This is a genomic window from Bacillus sp. ABP14, from assembly GCF_001831375.1.
GTDB lineage: Bacteria > Bacillota > Bacilli > Bacillales > Bacillaceae_G > Bacillus_A > Bacillus_A paranthracis.
In genome coordinates, this window is the sequence record NZ_CP017016.1 from 3848554 (window position 1) to 3865542 (window position 16989).

Sequence of the window (16989 nt, forward strand, 5' to 3'; positions counted from 1 at the left end):
ACCTACTTTGCATAATAAATCAATTGTTGCGAAGATTCATCAATCATCACTTGTTGATTATATGCTAAAAAGTCTAATTGTCCAACCGTTTCTGAAATAGTAAGTGGCAATTGTTCCTTATACAATACCGGAAATAGTTTTACACATACTTCAAATGCTGTCATTGGTTTTTCCTTTAATAACTCAAGCACTTTAAATGCACGTGTTCCTTGCTTTTGTAATCTCGTTTCAATAAGTTGTTTCACATTTAGAACATCTTCTCCATGTCCTGATAAAATGCGTGAAATATTCATTTCACTTAAACGCTTTAACGTTTGATTATATTGTAATAACGGGCGCGCCCTTTCTGTTTGTCCTTCATATGGTGGTTCTAATATTGGATTCGAAGAAATATGACTAATGAGAGCATCCCCTCCAATTAGTATTCCATCAGATTCTCTATATAATGAAATATGAGTGGAAGCATGCCCCGGTGTTTCAATTACTGTAAAACCAGGCATTGAATCAATACGATCTCCCTCTCTCACAGTATGCGTTAACGATCTATTACAAGAATATTTCAATGTCCTTGTCGTCAATAACGCCTCGTCTTTCAAAAATGCTGCTGGAACACCAAATTGTAAAGCCGTCTCTCTAAAAAAATCATGATATCGCTTTAAAAATTCTGGATTTTGCGTGATCCACGGCTCATTCCAAGGGTGTCCAATAATGTTCGTCTTCTCAGAAAATATATTTAAAAGCCCACAATGATCTGCATGATGATGCGTAATAACTACTGTTTTAATATCTTCTATCGTATATCCTAATGTACATAACTGACTTTCTAACGCATTTCTTGCCTCTTCTGTATTCGTCCCTGTATCAATTAATGTTAATGTCTCCCCCTCAACTAAAAACACATTTACAGTTTCAACTGCAAATGGCACAGGAATCTCCATTCGGTGAATCGCCGTCATGCTTAGCCCCCCTGTCTCTTTCCGGTTCAAAAATGAATACTTCTTCAGTTTACAACTTCTATATATATTTGTCATTATTTTCAGATAAAAAGAGGTGTTTCCTATTTAAAAACGAATGTATGTACATTTATAAGAATTTCTAACCAAATTTAAAGGAGGAACATCATGTCTATTCAAAACATTTCCTTTCTCGGTGCGGGCTCTATTGCTGAAGCGATTATTGGTGGCTTGTTACATGCAAATGTTGTGAAAGGCGAACAAATTACTGTAAGTAATCGTTCTAATGAGACAAGGTTACAGGAGCTACATAACAAATACGGTGTCAAAGGTACACATAATAAAAAAGAACTACTTACTAATACAAATATTCTTTTTCTAGCAATGAAGCCAAAAGATGTTGCAGAAGCGCTTACCCCTTTTAAAGAAGACATACATAATAACCTGCTTATTATTTCGTTATTAGCAGGTGTTTCTACTCATTCAATTAGAAATCTACTTCAAAAAGACGTTCCGATTATTCGTGCTATGCCAAATACATCTGCAGCTATTTTAAAATCAGCTACTGCTATCTCGCCTTCTAAACATGCAACAAAAGAACATATTCAAACTGCCATAGCTTTATTTGAAACGATCGGTCTCGTCTCTGTTGTAGAGGAAGAAGATATGCATGCTGTCACTGCATTATCCGGAAGCGGGCCTGCTTATATTTATTACGTAGTAGAAGCGATGGAAGAAGCTGCAAAAAAAATCGGTTTAAAAGAAGATGTTGCAAAGTCACTTATTCTCCAAACGATGATTGGTGCTGCTGAAATGCTAAAAGCAAGTGAAAAACACCCGTCTATTTTGCGAAAGGAAATTACCTCTCCTGGTGGAACGACCGAAGCGGGCATTGAAGTATTACAAGAACACCAATTTCAACAAGCGCTTATTTCCTGTATTACACAGGCAGCGCAACGATCACATAATCTTGGGAAAACGTTAGAACAATTAACAAAAGAAAAATAAAAAATGGAGCTCAATCTTACTTGAGCTCCATTTTTTATAAACATATATTTTTAGTTATTCGTCTTCCCAAAAATCTCTTCTTGTAGACGACGACCAGTCGGTGTTGCTGCAAGTCCACCTTCAGCTGTTTCACGAAGTGCTACTGGCATCGTTTGTCCGATTCTAAACATCGCCTCAATTACTTCATCACATGGAATAGTACTCGTTACACCAGCTAATGCTAAATCAGCTGAAATCATCGCATTTGCAGCTCCTGCTGCATTACGTTTTACGCAAGGTACTTCTACAAGCCCTGCAACAGGATCGCATACTAAACCAAGCATGTTCTTTAATGAAATTGCCATCGCTGTAGCTGCTTGCTCTTGTGTTCCACCAGCCATTTCAACTGCAGCTGCAGCTGCCATTCCACTTGCTGAACCAACTTCAGCTTGGCATCCTCCCGCTGCACCAGAAATACAAGCGTTATTCGCAACAACCATACCGAAAGCTCCCGCTGTAAATAAGAATTCAATCATTTCTTCACGTGTAGGCTGCAATTTTTCTCTTAGTGCAAATAGTACACCTGGCACTGTTCCAGCAGACCCTGCTGTTGGTGTTGCACAAATAATTCCCATCGCTGCGTTTACTTCATTTGTTGCAACAGCTTTACTCACTGCGTCCAAAATCGTATCTCCAGATAAGCCTTTTCCACTCTTCATATACGCCTGAACTTTTACAGCATCTCCACCAGTTAAACCAGTTGGTGATTTCACTCCGCGAATACCACGTTCTACCGCTTGCTCCATCACGACTAAGTTCTTTTCCATACCAGCAATTACTTCTTCACGTGAAATACTTCTTGTTTCCATTTCACATTGAATCATAATTTCTGCGATTTTTACATTTTGTTCTTTAGCTTGCGCCACTAGTTCCGCTGCGTTCCGAAACATGGTGTGTCCCCCCTGCAATTATTCCATAATAGTTACTTGACAAATATTTTGTTGCGCTTTTATTTCTTCAATCACTTCATCTGCTAATATTTCATCTGTTTCGATGACCATAAGCGCTCTTCTTCCTTTTTCCTTACGAGAAACACTCATTGTACTAATGTTAATCTCGTGTTTCGCAAGGATTGAAGCTACTGCTGCAATAGCACCGAAGCGATCGTTATTTACAATAAGTAGTGCTGGACTCGTGCCTGATAATTGAAGATCGAATCCGTTTAATTCTACAACTTCAATTTTACCGCCACCAATTGAGCAAGCAACAACTTCAATTTCTTCTTCACCTTTATACAAACGAATTCTCGCTGTATTTGGGTGAGGTGCATTGGCATCCTCTTCAATAAATTCCACTTCAATTTCGCGCTCTTTTGCTATCTCTAGCGCCTCTGGAATACGTAAGTCATCTGTTTCAAACCCTAATATCCCACCTATTAGCGCTACATCTGTACCATGCCCACGATACGTCTTTGCAAATGATCCATATAATGAAATGCTTACTCTTTCTGGTTCATGACGAAACAGCTGGCGAGCAACTTGCCCCATTCTTGCTGCGCCTGCTGTATGTGAACTTGATGGACCAATCATAACTGGACCGATAATATCAAATACTGAGCGATACTTCATCATAACTCCCCCTAAACCTCTATGAAAAAATTTTTTACTATTCTATTAAGCTACCAAATCGGTTGCTTTTCCAGTTGTACTACGAATTTGTTCCGCTATACGAATTGGATCGTTTTTGAATAACAGTGAAGCGATATATCCTGAAATAATACCAGTTATAATATGAAATAAGAAACTTAGCATTACCTTCATTTACACATAATATAAGATAATCTACAGTAAAGTCTTGTAGCAATCCAAAGTTTAACACAGAACCCCTTACAAGCATAGCATAAACAAGTGAAACGCCCATTGCTTTCATACCTTTTGATGCCTTAAAGCTAAAAAGTGAAAAAGGCTTCATACAAATAATAGTAATGTCCTTCCTATTATAATTTCCATGTTGCCCTCTCATAATTTATTCAACTTCACTTGTTATGATAAACGTCTCAAACACATGTAGCCTACAGTAAATTATAATCTGTCCTCATTATAACTTGTTTTTAATAAAACGCTTACTTTTAATAAATTTTAAAAGTTCTGAATAACAATCCATTTTTGCTATTTGTACTACTTGTATGTCGTCCGACTTATATAACAGTTTTTCTAAACACTCGATACTATGTAGTTTCATCTTATATCTTTACATCATTAAAATTTTCTGTTTCATCCTATATAAGCATAAAATGATAACAGTTTTATTTTTATTTTTTTAGAAATAAAAAAATGGCAACCTTTCGTCACCATTTTTTCACAACATTATTATCTGTCCACTGGAAATGATTTTAAATCTGTAGCTATTTCTGTATTAGAAAATAGCTCTCTTGCCTCTTTCAATAATTCCTTATATGTATCTCCTTGATAACGAGAACTAATATGAGTCAATATTAATCGTTTTACATTTGCCTGAAGTGCAATACTTGCAGCTTGCTTAGATGTGGAATGAAAATAATCATAAGCTTGTTGTTCATCTTCTGCTGCAAAAGTTGCTTCATGAACAAGTACGTCAGCGTCTTGTGCTAGCTTTCTACTCGCTTCACAATATCTCGTATCACCTAAAATGGTAATAATTCTTCCCTTTTGAGGTGGGCCGATAAAATCTTTTCCGTTTAGTATCGTACCATTTTCCAATTCAACCACTTCTCCATCTTTTAAACGTTTAAAGAGTGGACCTGGTTTCACGCCCATCTCCAGCAATTTATCAACTAAAAGGGCGCCTTGTATATCTTTCTCTATAATCCGATATCCAAAACATTCAATACCGTGTGACAACCTTTTCGTTTCCACATGAAATTCATTATCTTCAAACACAGTACCTTCTTCTGTTATCTCAACAATTTCAAGCGGGTATTTTACATGTGTCGTGCTTACTGATAATGCGACTTCAATAAACTGTTTAATTCCTTTTGGTCCATACACTGTTAAAGGTGTAGTCCCTCCTTGAAACGAACGACTTCCTAATAAACCAGGCAAACCAAAAATATGATCCCCATGTAAATGCGTAATAAATATTTTTTCAATGCGGCGTGGACGTACTGATGTATGTAATATTTGATGTTGCGTCGCCTCACCACAATCAAATAACCAAGTCTGTCCTCGTTCTTCTAACAATTGCAAAGCAATTGCCGAAACATTCCTTCCTTTTGAAGGAACACCTGCACCAGTTCCTAAAAATACAAATTCCACTTTCTTTCCTCCAGCTCTTTATATAATCTATCTTTCATCTTACGGAATGTTATTTCAAATGGCAAATCGAATTTACATAACCAATCATCTAGACAACTATATATCACGAACGTTATACTTAAAAAACTTAGCAATTGTTCGTGTTTTATGTTAAAATGATTATACTACATTTTAAGGGAGCGTTTTATTATGAAAGAAGCATTTCGTTTACAAACTGATTTTTCATCTTCATTTGATCGCTGGGTAAGTTCTTTCGTGTCTGATCACCCAGCACAATTAGAATGGACGACTTTGAAAGAATTAATCCATGAATATACAACAACACATACAAATGACTCGTTACCAACATATATTTCTTCAGCTTTAACATATTATGCACAACGTGTTTCAACAACAAATCGTTCAGAAATTGTTATTTTTGAAAATGCTACAATCTCATAATCTATAAAAAAAGCACTGTAATCAGTGCTTTTTTTATGTTTATTACGGTATTTATTTTCCAAACTTATTTCCAAAAACCCCCTCTTATTTCCTACTATATAGCCAAGATGAATCTATTTGAGTTTTCAAAAAATATATTGACACTACAAAATTTCAGTGCTAACATTCAACGTGTAATTGAATATGGTCTCTGTTAGGTGAGGCTCCTGTATAGAGAAACGCTGCTGCCCAAAAATGTCGAGAGACGCCAATGGGTCAACAGGAAAGGTCGGAATGAAGGCCTTTTTTAACGTAGCTGGTTTCAGTACCTATGCTATACAGTGCTAAAACTCAACGAGGGAGAGGTGCGTATATTTTGTCATACACAAAACTGTTTTAATCTATATTTACTAACAGTCTTTGTCGTGGACTCTTTTAACTACGAATTCAGACCTTTACTCGTTTTGAGTAAAGGTCTTTTTACGTATATATGCACCTTACTATGAAACAAACATAGCATATTCAGAAACTACTAAATTGTACGGAGGTGAGGAACAGTTGGCAATTGATGATTCGGCCCAGATGCCCATATGTTTTACGTTAATATTTCATCATGTAGGTAGGAAAGAAACTGTTCCTCCTAATTTTAAATAGTCGAGTAACAGCTTGTTTCCTCCTTCATGAAAAAGGAGGAACTACCGATGTTAAATTTACAAAAACAAGAAACGAAACATTCATACGATCAAGATTGTATGAAAACAAATCACAAATTATTAGTGGAAGTCGCAACGCAGGATGCAAACAAAGCGTTACGACTTTTAGAAACAACAGAAAATGGACTCTCTAAAGAAGAAGCGTCTCGTAGACTTTCTTTATATGGCCTTAATGAAATAGCTCATAATAAAACATCACCGTGGTACATTCAATTTCTGCTGGCATTTAAAAATCCATTTATTTTTGTTTTATTAGCTCTCGGCGCACTTTCTTTTTTCACAGATGACATACAAGGAACGATTGTCGTATCTGTAATGGTAATGCTAAGTGCAACGATTCGCTTTTTACAAGAATTTCGTTCTCAAAAAGCTGCAGATCAGTTAAAGGCTATGGTTCGAACAACGGCGAGTGTCTTTAGAATAGATGGATTTGTACACGAAACAAAAAATGTAAAAAATTTAAAGCAAACTGATACAACGGAAATTCCAATTGAGGAACTTGTACCTGGCGATATTATTTCACTTTCAGCCGGAGACATTGTTCCAGCTGATGTGCGTATTTTATCGGCTAAAGATTTATTTGTGAACCAATCTTCTTTAACAGGAGAAGCACTTCCTGTAGAAAAATACGAAAACTGCTACCATACAGAAAATAAACATCTATTACCGAAAAGCACGAAAAAAAATTACAATCCACTCGATATGGAAAATCTTTGCTTCATGGGGACAAATATTGTAAGTGGTAGCGCAAGAGCGGTTGTCATCTCCACAAGTACCGATACGTATTTTGGCTCTTTAGCAAATAAAGTAATTGGTAAGCGCGTAGAAACAAGCTTTGATAAAGGTGTAAACAAAGTAAGCTGGCTTTTAATTACATTCATGCTTATTATGGCACCTATCGTTCTTCTCATTAACGGATTCACAAAAGGGGATTGGCAAGAAGCTTTCTTCTTCGCTATTGCAATCGCAGTTGGTCTAACACCTGAAATGTTACCAATGATTGTGACTGCTAATTTAGCTAAAGGTGCCGTTAACATGTCTAAACAGAAAGTAATTGTAAAACAGCTGAATTCTATTCAAAACTTAGGTGCTATGAACATTCTTTGTACCGATAAAACAGGAACTTTAACAGAAGATAAAGTTGTACTTGTTCGCCACTTAGATCCTAATGGTAATACATGTAATCGTGTATTACACTTTGCCTATTTAAATAGCTTCTATCAAACAGGATTGAAAAATTTAATAGATAAAGCCGTTATAAAACATACAGAAGAAAATCAAAAATTTGATCCATCTGTTTTTCAAAAGCTAGATGAAATTCCATTTGACTTTGCTCGTCGGCGTATGTCCGTCATTGTAAAAAACAATTCAGGTGAACATACAATGGTCTGTAAAGGGGCTGTAGAAGAAATTTTATCTATTTGCAACTACACTGAAATAGATGGCAAAATTGCTTCTCTTACCGATGACATGCGCTTACATGTAAAACAACTAAGTGAAACTTTGAATAGTGAAGGTATGCGCGTTATTGCTGTAGCTTATAAAAAAAATAGACCAACAAATAATAAAGAGTACGCCGTACAAGATGAAAATGATATGATTCTCGCTGGATATATTGGCTTTTTAGATCCGCCGAAACCATCTGCCGCTACTGCCATTCAAGCATTACAAAAACATGGTGTACAAGTAAAAATTTTAACTGGTGATAACGAAATCGTGACAAAAAAGGTATGTAAAGAAGTTGGATTAAATATTGGCGAGCCTATCCTTGGTTACGAAATCGATGCTTTACCTGATAAAGCATTAGCAAAGCTAGCCGAAGAAACAACTGTTTTTGCTAAACTAAATCCAATGCAAAAATCCCGCATTATACGAGTATTACAAGGAAATGGACACACTGTAGGTTATATGGGAGATGGCATTAACGACGCCGTAGCGTTACGGGAAGCTGACGTTGGCATATGTGTTGATACTGCAACTGATATTGCAAAAGAGTCTTCCGATATTATTCTACTTGAAAAAAGTTTAATGATATTAGAAGCAGGTATTTTAGAAGGACGCACTACATTCGGTAATATTTTGAAATACATTAAAATGACAGCGAGCTCTAACTTCGGAAATGTATTTAGTGTGTTAGTAGCAAGTGCCTTCATTCCTTTCTTGCCGATGCTTGCCATTCACCTTTTAATTCAAAACTTACTTTATGATATTTCACAACTGTCTATCCCATGGGACAAAATGGATAAAGAGTTTTTAGAAAAACCAAGAAAATGGGATACTGCAAATTTACGGAACTTCATTATTTGCATCGGTCCCATTAGTTCCATATTTGATATCATCACCTATGTGGTCATGTGGAACGTCTTCGGTGCAAATACAGCTAGCGAACAATCATTATTCCAATCTGGTTGGTTTGTCGTTGGATTGCTAACACAAACTTTAATTGTTCACATGATAAGAACACAGAAGATTCCATTTATTCAAAGTACCGCATCAGTACCGGTTCTTTTATTAACCGCTTGTATTATGATAATCGGAATTTATATTCCATTCTCACCACTTGGAGCAGCCGTTGGATTACAAGCATTACCACTTAGCTATTTCCCTTGGTTAGTAGGAATACTATTAGGCTATGCTTTCTTAACACAATTCCTGAAAAATCTTTATATTAAAAAGTTTCATAGCTGGTTATAAAAATGAGAATGAGCGGGTGCTTCCCGCTCATTCTCAAAAACATAACTTGGACTTATATGTATGGAGGTGACCATGATGGTATGGTATGACATTGTACTAAGATTATTTATTGCAATTATTGTAGGTGCTTGCATCGGAATGGAACGACAATGGAGACATAGGATGGCTGGGCTACGGACAAATGCTCTCGTATCACTTGGTGCCTGTATATTTGTTTTATTATCCGTCATGATTGATCACGATGCTAGCCCTTCACGTATTGCCTCTCAAGTCGTCAGTGGGATTGGTTTTTTAGGAGGCGGCGTTATTATCCGCGATGGTTTTAGTATTAGGGGGCTTAATACTGCGGCTACCCTATGGTGCGCAGCTGCTGTTGGTACTCTTACAGGCGCTGGTTTCCTCATTGCAGCTATATTAGGTGCAGCTGGTGTTTTACTAGCAAACATACTACTTCGCCCAATCGCTCTCTTTATGAATCAGAAATCAAAAGAAGAATCACCTGAACAAACGAACTACTTACTTTCTCTCACTTGTTCAGAAGAACATGAAGCCCATATTCGTTTTTTACTTATGCATATGGTAAGTTCTGAAGGCATTGGTTTAAAAGAATTGTATAGTGAGGACGTAGATTCTAATCAAAAAGTGTGTATACAAGCGACATTACACTGCAGCACAAATACAGCAGTCTTAATTGAAAAAATAGTGAGCAGAATGCTATTAGAATCTGGCGTTACTGCAGCTGGTTGGAAAACTTCATTAGATTTAGAAGCAAGTTGAAAATGAAAGGTGTCATGATATGTACAGCTTCATGACACCTTCTACATAAACTTATTTTCTAATTTTTGCTGAAAAGACTTTTCTTGCTTACGTAATAATTGACTACCTCGTTGTAAAAGCGGCATTCCATACTTATCATTAATTTGATCAATGACAGCAAGTAGCGGCTCTTCTTTCGCATCTTCTTCAAATGAAAACAAATCTAATTGCTTCACCGATTCAGTCTTCCACTCTATTTCAGTAGCTGTAACACCTAATAAACGAACGGAATCACCGTCCCAATGTTGCTTCCATAAACGAGAGGCTGCTTGAAAAATATCTCGTTCTTCCCAAATGGCATTTTTCAATTGCTTACTCCTCGTTACTGTCCGCCTATCATGATATTTAATCATAATTTGAATATTATAACTGACAAGAGTTCGCTTTTGTAATCTTTTACTCACTGATTTTGATAGCCTTTCTAACATATCAAGTAATTCTTTTTCTTCATCCATATCCTTTGAAAAAGTCATCGAATTACCAACGCTTTTATGTTGTCCCATTTGACTCGGATCAACTTCTCTATCATCCACACCTTTTGCCCTTCTTTGTAAATCAACACCATGCTTTCCAATTTTAGCGCGAATGATATGTTCATTTCCTTTTGCTAACTGTTCAATTGTTTGTATATGAATATCTTTTAATTTCTCAGCTGTTTTTTCTCCAATTCCATGCATCGCTCCAACCGGAAGCGGCCAAATCATTTCTGGAATATCTCGTTTTCGGAGCACGGTAATACCGAGAGGCTTTTTCATATCAGAAGCTGTTTTTGCTAGGAAAAGGTTTGGAGCAATTCCGATACTACACGGCAACTGTAACTCTGTTAATAACGCTTGCTGAATCATCTTTGCTATTTCAAGAGGCGAACCGAGTGTGTAACAATCTGTAATATCTAAATATCCTTCATCTATTGAGACTGGTTGTATTTTTTCCGTAAAGCGGGAAAGGATTTGAAACATTTGAAATGAAGCTTCACGATATAATGTAAAATTAGGACGCCTTACAACTAATTGTGGACATAACCTTTTCGCTTCCCAAAGTGGCATCGTTGTACGTATTCCATATTCTCTCGCCTCATAACTACATGTGATGATAATTCCTTTTCTTTCTTTTTCATTTCCAGCAACCGCTAACGGCTTCCCCTGTAATGATGGGTCATGAGCAATTTCAACAGATGCGAAAAAACAATTCATATCTACATGTAAAATAACACGACCTTTTTTGGGATACATTTCTCGCATAGTACTCACCCCCTAATCAGAACGTTAGTTCTTTTATTATATCAAATTTTGCACAATAATTATAATCATTACTTGTTCTTTTCTATCATATTCATCGCTATAATTTAAATAAAGTGGATATATTTGTATTTCAAAAAAAGGGGTGATTATTATGAAATCGACTGATAAACTCAATTATACGTTTCTCGTAATTATACTAATCGTCGCAATCAATTATTTACTTCTTCCTATTTTTGATATGAACATAGCTGGTTTTCTCCCTCGCCTAGTCCATGTAGTAACAACTTACATACTGCCATGGATTTTCTTGTATTGGCTTATCCGCCTTGTAAAAGCAATCGAATCAAAATAAAAAGCGTGTAAATCAGTTGTGATTTACACGCTTTTTCTATTACATTACTTCGCTACTTCTTCAATAATTGCAACAACTAATTCTGCTGTTTTCGCTAATTCTTCAACAGGAATCTTTTCATTTGTTGTATGAATTTCTTCATAACCAACTGCTAAGTTAACTGTTGGAATGCCGTGTCCTGCAATTACGTTTGCATCACTTCCGCCACCACTTTGGTGAAGAGAAGGTGTACGACCAATTTTTTCAGCTGCACGTTTTGCAACTTCTACAACGTGATCGCCATCAGCAAATTTAAATCCTGGATACATAACGTTTACTTCAACGTCTGCATGACCGCCCATTTCTTTTGCAGTTGTTTCAAATGCTTCTTTCATTTTCGCAACTTGCGCTTCCATTTTTTCATTGATTAAAGAACGCGCTTCTGCAAAGATTTGTACGTGATCGCAAACGATATTCGTTTGTGTACCACCTTCAAAACGTCCAATATTTGCAGTTGTTTCAGAATCAATACGGCCAAGTGGCATTTTCGCAATTGCTTTCGCTGCGATAGTAATTGCAGATACACCTTTTTCTGGTGCTACACCAGCATGAGCTGTTTTCCCGCGAATAATCGCATTCACTTTCGCTTGTGTTGGAGCTGCAACAACGATTTCACCAACTTTTCCATCACTATCTAATGCGTAACCGTATTTCGCAGTAATGCGCTCACGATCTAATGCTTTTGCACCAACAAGACCAGATTCTTCTCCAACTGTAATAATAAATTCAATTGTACCATGAGGGATATTTTTCTCTTTTAAAACACGGATTGCTTCGAACATGGATGCTAATCCTGCTTTATCATCTGCACCTAAAATCGTAGTACCATCTGATACGATATATCCATCTTTAATAGAAGGCTTAATTCCATTACCAGGAACTACTGTATCCATATGAGAAGTAAAGTAAATTGTATCAACACCATCTTTTGTTGCTGGTAATGTACAAATTAAGTTACCTGCACCATGCCCAGTAACAGCCATTGTGTCATCTTCAAATACTTCTACACCTAAATCTGTAAATTTCTTTGTTAATACTTTGCAAATTTCTGCTTCAAATTTCGTTTCAGAATCTACTTGTACTAACTCCATAAATTCATTTACTAAACGTTCTTGATTAATCATAAGACTGCGCCTCCTGCACTACCATTATGTATGTAACACTATTAATTATAACAGAATTTCGCAAAAGTTTCGAAATACAAGACAAAAAACAGACGGTTTATATGTCTAGATAACCATCTGCTTTCTATTACTCATTTAACAATACCCAGCGCATATGATCTTCCCACACTCCATTAACCATTAACATCTTCCTAGACACGCCCTCATACTGAAAACCTATCTTCGTCACGACTTGTATAGATGCTAAATTTCGTGGCATAATCGGTGCTTCTATACGATGTAATTGAAATTCCTCAAAAGCAACTTGAATCGCTTTTCTAAGAGCTTCTGTCGTATAACCTTTGTTTAACTCTTCCTTATCTAATTTATAGCCGAGTACACAAGATTGGTAAATTCCACGAACAATTAAATTAAATGAAATACATCCAATTATTTTCGTATCATCACCTTTTTTAAAAATCCAAAGCCTAATGATTTTACCTTCTGCGATCTCTTTTCTATCCTTTTGTAACTTTTTCTTTTGATAATCTAACGTAAAAAAATCATCCGGTCTATACTCTTCCCAGGCTTTTAAAAATTCACGATTTCTGTCGTAATATTGAAGAACTTTTTCAGCATACGACTCATCAATTTCCCTTAAATGTAAACGATTTGTTTCATATATTTTCATCATCGTATCTCCATTCTTCAGCTTGCATAACAAAAAACTTATACCCTATCATTCTTATATATTCTCTACGTACATACAAATTTCCTGTTATACTTTACACACACTTCTCGAATTTTGTCATTTCTCTCCCCCTTGTCCACAATATCATTTCTCGTTACAATGATATTGTACTGATTTGCAAGGAGGTTTAACGATGCATAAAAAAGCTCAAAAAGTTATGATTTATGTAATGCTAATTTCTATGCTTGTAACAACATTACTTGCTGGCGCAAGTATGTTTTGGTAAAAAGGACGATCTGTTCGTCCTTTTTTTACTTTTTACACATAACAAAATAAACCATCTCGAAATCGAGATGGTTTATTTTATGTAAAGCACAATCGCTACAATACTAAAGGAAAATGACATTACAAGTGCTAGCACAAAACTTGTATATTGTTTCTGCTGAAATGCCCCAATAACAAAAGTAAGATTAAGTAATGCCATACATACAATCGCTACAAGATAAGAACATATATTAAAAGTTGCCAATATGAATGTAATAATAAATAAAAATCCCATAAAAAACTGCATATACGAAAGTTTTGGATTCAAGTACATATGAGCAACTCCTTTATCTAATTTGATCTTTCTATACTCTCATTAACGCATGGTTATGTACACATGTCAAGACAACTTATTACAATAGAAAAAACCAACTTTTTCGTTGGCTTTTTCATATGCAATGGCTCCTTTTTCTTTTGCCAATTGCTGAAATGATTTTTTCGATTTTACAATCCACACTTTCGTTCCAATTGGAATACGATCAAATAAATACTCCACATCATTTTTCTTCATTCTTATACACCCTTGTGAAATATACTTTCCAATTGAACTCGGTTGGTTTGTTCCATGTATTCCATATTTACTCCCATCAGTTCCTCGTGCATTGAATCCCATCCACCTAGATCCAAGTGGATTTTTCGGTGATCCCCCTGGAATATCTTTTGCAATATAATACGGATCCTTTGCTTTCATTACAATATCAAAAGTTCCCTCTGGGGTTAATTCATTTGTTTTTCCTGTCGCGACTGGAAAAACCTTTTGAATCTTCCCATCGTCAATATAAGCTAGTTTATTCGTCGCTTTATTTACAATAATAAACGGATCACCGGCACGTGGATTATCACCAAGGGGCCAAATAGGCGATAAAGAAAGACATAATAGGAAAGAGAGAAGATACGGCATAAATAATTCCTACCTTCTATATAAGTTCTTTTATATTATCCTTTCCCTTAAAACGACTTTTAATGAGTAAATATTGTTCCATTTCGTATACAAGTTGAACAAGTTTCGCACGTATCTCAAATTCTTCACGTGTAGCCGGCAATGGCATCTCTCTAAATAATTCTCTCATTTCTTGAAGCTGTCTTAAAGAAATAACCCCGGTACTCTGAGGGCTAATAGCATTACTAATGTTTTCAACCACATCCGCAATCATGTCAGCTTGTTCATATGTCCACGATAAAGAAGCTGCTAACGGAATCATTCGCTCTAAAATTTCGAATTGTTGCATGCGCATATTGAAATAGCGATAGTAATAGTCATCTTCTCGCATAAATGCATTCTCAAGTTTCTTAAACGATAAATCTCTAGCTTCATTTAGCATCTGTTCAGTTTCAATAAGTTCTGCCCCGCTCCAACTACTTTCTCGATTTCGTAAATACACAACCATTTCAAACAAAATCGTTTTAAAATTACTTTCTATTTTACCTTGATACTCTTTTAGCTTATTTTCACTACTTGGCATATACATATTCACTAAGAGAGCCACGCTAATCCCTATCGTTAATATCGCAATTTCATTTCCAACAATAAGCCATGTAATTTGTTTCAATGAATATAGATGCATCACAATAACTGAACTCGTGACAATACCTTCTTGAATTTTAAGCATAACTGCAGTCGGAATAAATGTAAGTAATAATAGGCTAATTGCTAGTGGTGTATATCCAATTGTTTCAAAAATACAAAATGCGAACACCATTGATAATACACAAGCTAAAAAACGATGTAACGATACTTGAAGTGATTTACGTTTCGTATTTTGTACACATAATATAACTAAAATACCCGCTGAACTATAAAATTCTAATCCTAATAACTGAGCAATAAAAACGGCTGCGCCTGTCCCTATTGCTGTTTTTACTGTACGGTATCCAATTTTGAACATAGCATTGCTCCTATATGTATAAACGTATTTACAGTTAGTATAAAAAAAGGATGACACAATGTCATCCTTTTCTACTTATTATTCACGTATCCTTTACATATTACAATATTTTTTGTAAAAATTGTTGCGCACGCTCACTTTTCGGTGCTGCAAAAAATTGTGCTGGCGCACTATCTTCTACAAGTTTTCCACCATCTAAAAAGAGAACACGATCTGCTACTTCTTTTGCAAATCCCATTTCATGTGTAACAATTGCCATTGTCATTCCTGTCGTAACTAATGATTTCATAACTTCTAACACTTCTTTTACCATCTCTGGATCTAGTGCTGATGTCGGTTCATCAAATAACATTACTTCTGGTTCCATTGCTAACGCTCTTGCAATTGCTACACGTTGCTTTTGTCCGCCAGAAAGACGATTCGGATACGTATCTTTTTTATCTAATAAACCGACCTTTTCTAAAAGTTTTTCGGCTTTCTTTTCAGCTTCTTGTTTCGTTACTCCTTTTACATTGATAGGAGCATACGTAATATTTTCTAATACAGTCATATGAGGAAATAGGTGGAAATGCTGAAATACCATTCCGACATTTTCACGGACGTGCATAATATTCGTTTTCGGATTCGTTACTTCTTCCGCTCCAATCCAAATGTGACCATTTGTCGGTGCTTCTAACACATTCATACAACGTAAAAATGTTGATTTCCCTGATCCAGACGGTCCAATAATTGCTACTACTTCCCCTTTTCCAATCGTTGTTGTAATTCCTTTTAATACTTCGTTTTTTCCAAATGATTTATGAAGGTTTTCAATTTTAATCACTTTTCTTCATTCTCCCTTCAATTGCCTTCCCGACTAATGTAAGAATAATGACTAGCATATAATAAATGAGTCCAACAAAAAGTAATGGTTCAAGATATTTAAATGTCTCCCCGCCTACGATGTAAGCACGGCGCATTAAATCCGTTGCGCCTATTACTGTTACTACAGCCGATTCTTTCGTAAGTGTCGCAAACTCGTTTACAAGTGCCGGTAATATATTTTTTAAAGCTTGAGGAAAAATGATATTTCGCATCATTTTTCCGTATGGAATTCCTAAAGCCATCGCCGCTTCTGTTTGTCCTTTATCAACCGCTTGAATGCCAGCACGGATTACTTCTGACATATATGCACCTGAATTTAAGCTAAATGCAAGTACAGCTGCTACGAATGCTGGTATTTCATAACCAATTATTTGCGGGACACCGAAATAAATAATCATTAATTGCAATACAAGTGGTGTACCACGGAAAATTGATGTATAAAGATCTGCCGCTATATTTAATGCTCGTATTCTAGCAATTTTGCAAAGTGCTAATAGCGTTCCTAAAATAAACCCTGCTAAAGCTGATACTGCTACAATTTTCAAAGTAACTTCTAAGCCTTTTAATATATACGGTATCGAAGGCGTAATCGCCGAAAAATCTAAGTTCATTC

General features: G+C 35.9%; 19 protein-coding genes and 1 riboswitch. Of the genes, 6 read left to right on the forward strand and 13 right to left on the reverse strand.

Annotation, left to right across the window (positions count from 1 at the left end):
• Positions 1-2 precede the first annotated feature (2 nt).
• Positions 3-956 carry an MBL fold metallo-hydrolase gene (locus tag BGI23_RS19900; protein ID WP_070806809.1) on the reverse strand — a complete coding sequence of 318 codons (954 nt, stop codon included), beginning with the start codon at positions 954-956 and terminating at the stop codon, positions 3-5.
• 165 nt (positions 957-1121) lie between these two features.
• Between BGI23_RS19900 and proI the strand changes: the two genes are divergently transcribed.
• A complete protein-coding gene (gene proI, locus BGI23_RS19905; RefSeq protein WP_044793839.1) occupies positions 1122-1961 on the forward strand; it encodes a pyrroline-5-carboxylate reductase ProI in 840 nt (279 codons plus the stop codon).
• Between the two features lie 50 nt (positions 1962-2011).
• On the opposite strand, the gene sdaAA is transcribed toward proI, so the two are convergent.
• From sdaAA to rnz, 4 genes are all read right to left on the reverse strand, one after another.
• A complete protein-coding gene (gene sdaAA, locus BGI23_RS19910; RefSeq protein ID WP_000489463.1) occupies positions 2012-2890 on the reverse strand; it encodes an L-serine ammonia-lyase, iron-sulfur-dependent, subunit alpha in 879 nt (292 codons plus the stop codon).
• A gap of 18 nt (positions 2891-2908) precedes the next feature.
• Positions 2909-3568, reverse strand: a complete 660-nt coding sequence (sdaAB, locus tag BGI23_RS19915) for an L-serine ammonia-lyase, iron-sulfur-dependent subunit beta (RefSeq protein WP_000877446.1) — start codon at positions 3566-3568, stop codon at positions 2909-2911.
• 45 nt (positions 3569-3613) lie between these two features.
• The gene (locus BGI23_RS28210) at positions 3614-3760 is read right to left on the reverse strand and encodes a hypothetical protein (protein ID WP_001998205.1); all 147 of its coding nucleotides are present in this window, start codon (positions 3758-3760) and stop codon (positions 3614-3616) included.
• A 549-nt stretch (positions 3761-4309) separates the two neighbouring features.
• Positions 4310-5233, reverse strand: coding sequence for a ribonuclease Z (rnz, locus tag BGI23_RS19925; RefSeq protein WP_000397444.1), 924 nt, complete (start codon positions 5231-5233; stop codon positions 4310-4312).
• Between the two features lie 189 nt (positions 5234-5422).
• Here rnz and BGI23_RS19930 point away from each other — a divergent pair, with 189 nt between their 5' ends.
• The 3 genes from BGI23_RS19930 (at position 5423) to BGI23_RS19940 (ending at position 9837) form a co-directional block, all read left to right on the forward strand.
• Complete coding sequence (locus tag BGI23_RS19930) at positions 5423-5674, forward strand: DUF3932 family protein (protein WP_000656493.1); 252 nt, start codon at positions 5423-5425, stop codon at positions 5672-5674.
• Between the two features lie 182 nt (positions 5675-5856).
• A riboswitch (M-box (ykoK) riboswitch) is annotated at positions 5857-6024 on the forward strand.
• Positions 6025-6354: 330 nt separating this feature from the next.
• Complete coding sequence (gene mgtA / locus BGI23_RS19935; protein WP_070806810.1) at positions 6355-9060, forward strand: magnesium-translocating P-type ATPase; 2706 nt, start codon at positions 6355-6357, stop codon at positions 9058-9060.
• A 75-nt stretch (positions 9061-9135) separates the two neighbouring features.
• The gene (locus BGI23_RS19940; protein ID WP_000262358.1) at positions 9136-9837 is read left to right on the forward strand and encodes an MgtC/SapB family protein; all 702 of its coding nucleotides are present in this window, start codon (positions 9136-9138) and stop codon (positions 9835-9837) included.
• Positions 9838-9878: 41 nt separating this feature from the next.
• Here the strand turns inward: BGI23_RS19940 and BGI23_RS19945 are convergent, their stop codons facing one another.
• Positions 9879-11117 carry a DNA polymerase IV gene (locus tag BGI23_RS19945; protein WP_070806811.1) on the reverse strand — a complete coding sequence of 413 codons (1239 nt, stop codon included), beginning with the start codon at positions 11115-11117 and terminating at the stop codon, positions 9879-9881.
• A gap of 151 nt (positions 11118-11268) precedes the next feature.
• Between BGI23_RS19945 and BGI23_RS19950 the strand changes: the two genes are divergently transcribed.
• Entirely contained in the window at positions 11269-11469 is a 201-nt protein-coding gene (locus BGI23_RS19950) for a hypothetical protein (protein WP_000842873.1), read from the forward strand.
• Between the two features lie 44 nt (positions 11470-11513).
• On the opposite strand, the gene BGI23_RS19955 is transcribed toward BGI23_RS19950, so the two are convergent.
• Together BGI23_RS19955 and BGI23_RS19960 are read right to left on the reverse strand one after the other, a co-directional pair.
• Positions 11514-12632: a tripeptidase T gene (locus tag BGI23_RS19955; RefSeq protein ID WP_000609808.1), complete on the reverse strand. Its 1119-nt coding sequence runs from the start codon at positions 12630-12632 to the stop codon at positions 11514-11516.
• A gap of 127 nt (positions 12633-12759) precedes the next feature.
• Complete coding sequence (locus tag BGI23_RS19960) at positions 12760-13305, reverse strand: GNAT family N-acetyltransferase (protein ID WP_001993297.1); 546 nt, start codon at positions 13303-13305, stop codon at positions 12760-12762.
• A 190-nt stretch (positions 13306-13495) separates the two neighbouring features.
• Here BGI23_RS19960 and prli42 point away from each other — a divergent pair, with 190 nt between their 5' ends.
• Positions 13496-13588: a stressosome-associated protein Prli42 gene (prli42, locus tag BGI23_RS19965; RefSeq protein ID WP_000549038.1), complete on the forward strand. Its 93-nt coding sequence runs from the start codon at positions 13496-13498 to the stop codon at positions 13586-13588.
• Positions 13589-13660: 72 nt separating this feature from the next.
• Here prli42 and BGI23_RS19970 read toward each other — a convergent pair whose 3' ends face one another.
• From BGI23_RS19970 to BGI23_RS19990, 5 genes are all read right to left on the reverse strand, one after another.
• A complete protein-coding gene (locus BGI23_RS19970; RefSeq protein ID WP_070806812.1) occupies positions 13661-13900 on the reverse strand; it encodes a DUF3894 domain-containing protein in 240 nt (79 codons plus the stop codon).
• 66 nt (positions 13901-13966) lie between these two features.
• Positions 13967-14527: a L,D-transpeptidase gene (locus BGI23_RS19975; protein WP_001146556.1), complete on the reverse strand. Its 561-nt coding sequence runs from the start codon at positions 14525-14527 to the stop codon at positions 13967-13969.
• 16 nt (positions 14528-14543) lie between these two features.
• The gene (locus BGI23_RS19980; RefSeq protein WP_000472677.1) at positions 14544-15512 is read right to left on the reverse strand and encodes an aromatic acid exporter family protein; all 969 of its coding nucleotides are present in this window, start codon (positions 15510-15512) and stop codon (positions 14544-14546) included.
• A 100-nt stretch (positions 15513-15612) separates the two neighbouring features.
• On the reverse strand, positions 15613-16335 hold the full coding sequence (locus tag BGI23_RS19985; protein ID WP_044793835.1) for an amino acid ABC transporter ATP-binding protein: 723 nt from the start codon (positions 16333-16335) through the stop codon (positions 15613-15615).
• Positions 16328-16987 (reverse strand): amino acid ABC transporter permease, encoded by a 660-nt coding sequence (locus BGI23_RS19990; protein WP_001046919.1) that lies wholly within the window; start codon positions 16985-16987, stop codon positions 16328-16330. Before BGI23_RS19990 ends, BGI23_RS19985 begins: the two co-directional genes overlap by 8 nt.
• Positions 16988-16989: the final 2 nt, after the last annotated feature.

What these genes read in the sequence shown, in the direction of transcription:
- BGI23_RS19900 (WP_070806809.1), bottom strand. Translation starts at nt 956, where the DNA reads ATGACGGCGATTCACCGAATGGAGATTCCTGTGCCATTTGCAGTTGAA.
- proI (WP_044793839.1), top strand. Translation starts at nt 1,122, where the DNA reads ATGTCTATTCAAAACATTTCCTTTCTCGGTGCGGGCTCTATTGCTGAA.
- sdaAA (WP_000489463.1), bottom strand. Translation starts at nt 2,890, where the DNA reads ATGTTTCGGAACGCAGCGGAACTAGTGGCGCAAGCTAAAGAACAAAAT.
- sdaAB (WP_000877446.1), bottom strand. Translation starts at nt 3,568, where the DNA reads ATGAAGTATCGCTCAGTATTTGATATTATCGGTCCAGTTATGATTGGT.
- BGI23_RS28210 (WP_001998205.1), bottom strand. Translation starts at nt 3,760, where the DNA reads ATGAAGGTAATGCTAAGTTTCTTATTTCATATTATAACTGGTATTATT.
- BGI23_RS19930 (WP_000656493.1), top strand. Translation starts at nt 5,423, where the DNA reads ATGAAAGAAGCATTTCGTTTACAAACTGATTTTTCATCTTCATTTGAT.
- mgtA (WP_070806810.1), top strand. Translation starts at nt 6,355, where the DNA reads ATGTTAAATTTACAAAAACAAGAAACGAAACATTCATACGATCAAGAT.
- BGI23_RS19940 (WP_000262358.1), top strand. Translation starts at nt 9,136, where the DNA reads ATGGTATGGTATGACATTGTACTAAGATTATTTATTGCAATTATTGTA.
- BGI23_RS19945 (WP_070806811.1), bottom strand. Translation starts at nt 11,117, where the DNA reads ATGCGAGAAATGTATCCCAAAAAAGGTCGTGTTATTTTACATGTAGAT.
- BGI23_RS19950 (WP_000842873.1), top strand. Translation starts at nt 11,269, where the DNA reads ATGAAATCGACTGATAAACTCAATTATACGTTTCTCGTAATTATACTA.
- BGI23_RS19955 (WP_000609808.1), bottom strand. Translation starts at nt 12,632, where the DNA reads ATGATTAATCAAGAACGTTTAGTAAATGAATTTATGGAGTTAGTACAA.
- BGI23_RS19960 (WP_001993297.1), bottom strand. Translation starts at nt 13,305, where the DNA reads ATGATGAAAATATATGAAACAAATCGTTTACATTTAAGGGAAATTGAT.
- prli42 (WP_000549038.1), top strand. Translation starts at nt 13,496, where the DNA reads ATGCATAAAAAAGCTCAAAAAGTTATGATTTATGTAATGCTAATTTCT.
- BGI23_RS19970 (WP_070806812.1), bottom strand. Translation starts at nt 13,900, where the DNA reads ATGTACTTGAATCCAAAACTTTCGTATATGCAGTTTTTTATGGGATTT.
- BGI23_RS19975 (WP_001146556.1), bottom strand. Translation starts at nt 14,527, where the DNA reads ATGCCGTATCTTCTCTCTTTCCTATTATGTCTTTCTTTATCGCCTATT.
- BGI23_RS19980 (WP_000472677.1), bottom strand. Translation starts at nt 15,512, where the DNA reads ATGTTCAAAATTGGATACCGTACAGTAAAAACAGCAATAGGGACAGGC.
- BGI23_RS19990 (WP_001046919.1), bottom strand. Translation starts at nt 16,987, where the DNA reads ATGAACTTAGATTTTTCGGCGATTACGCCTTCGATACCGTATATATTA.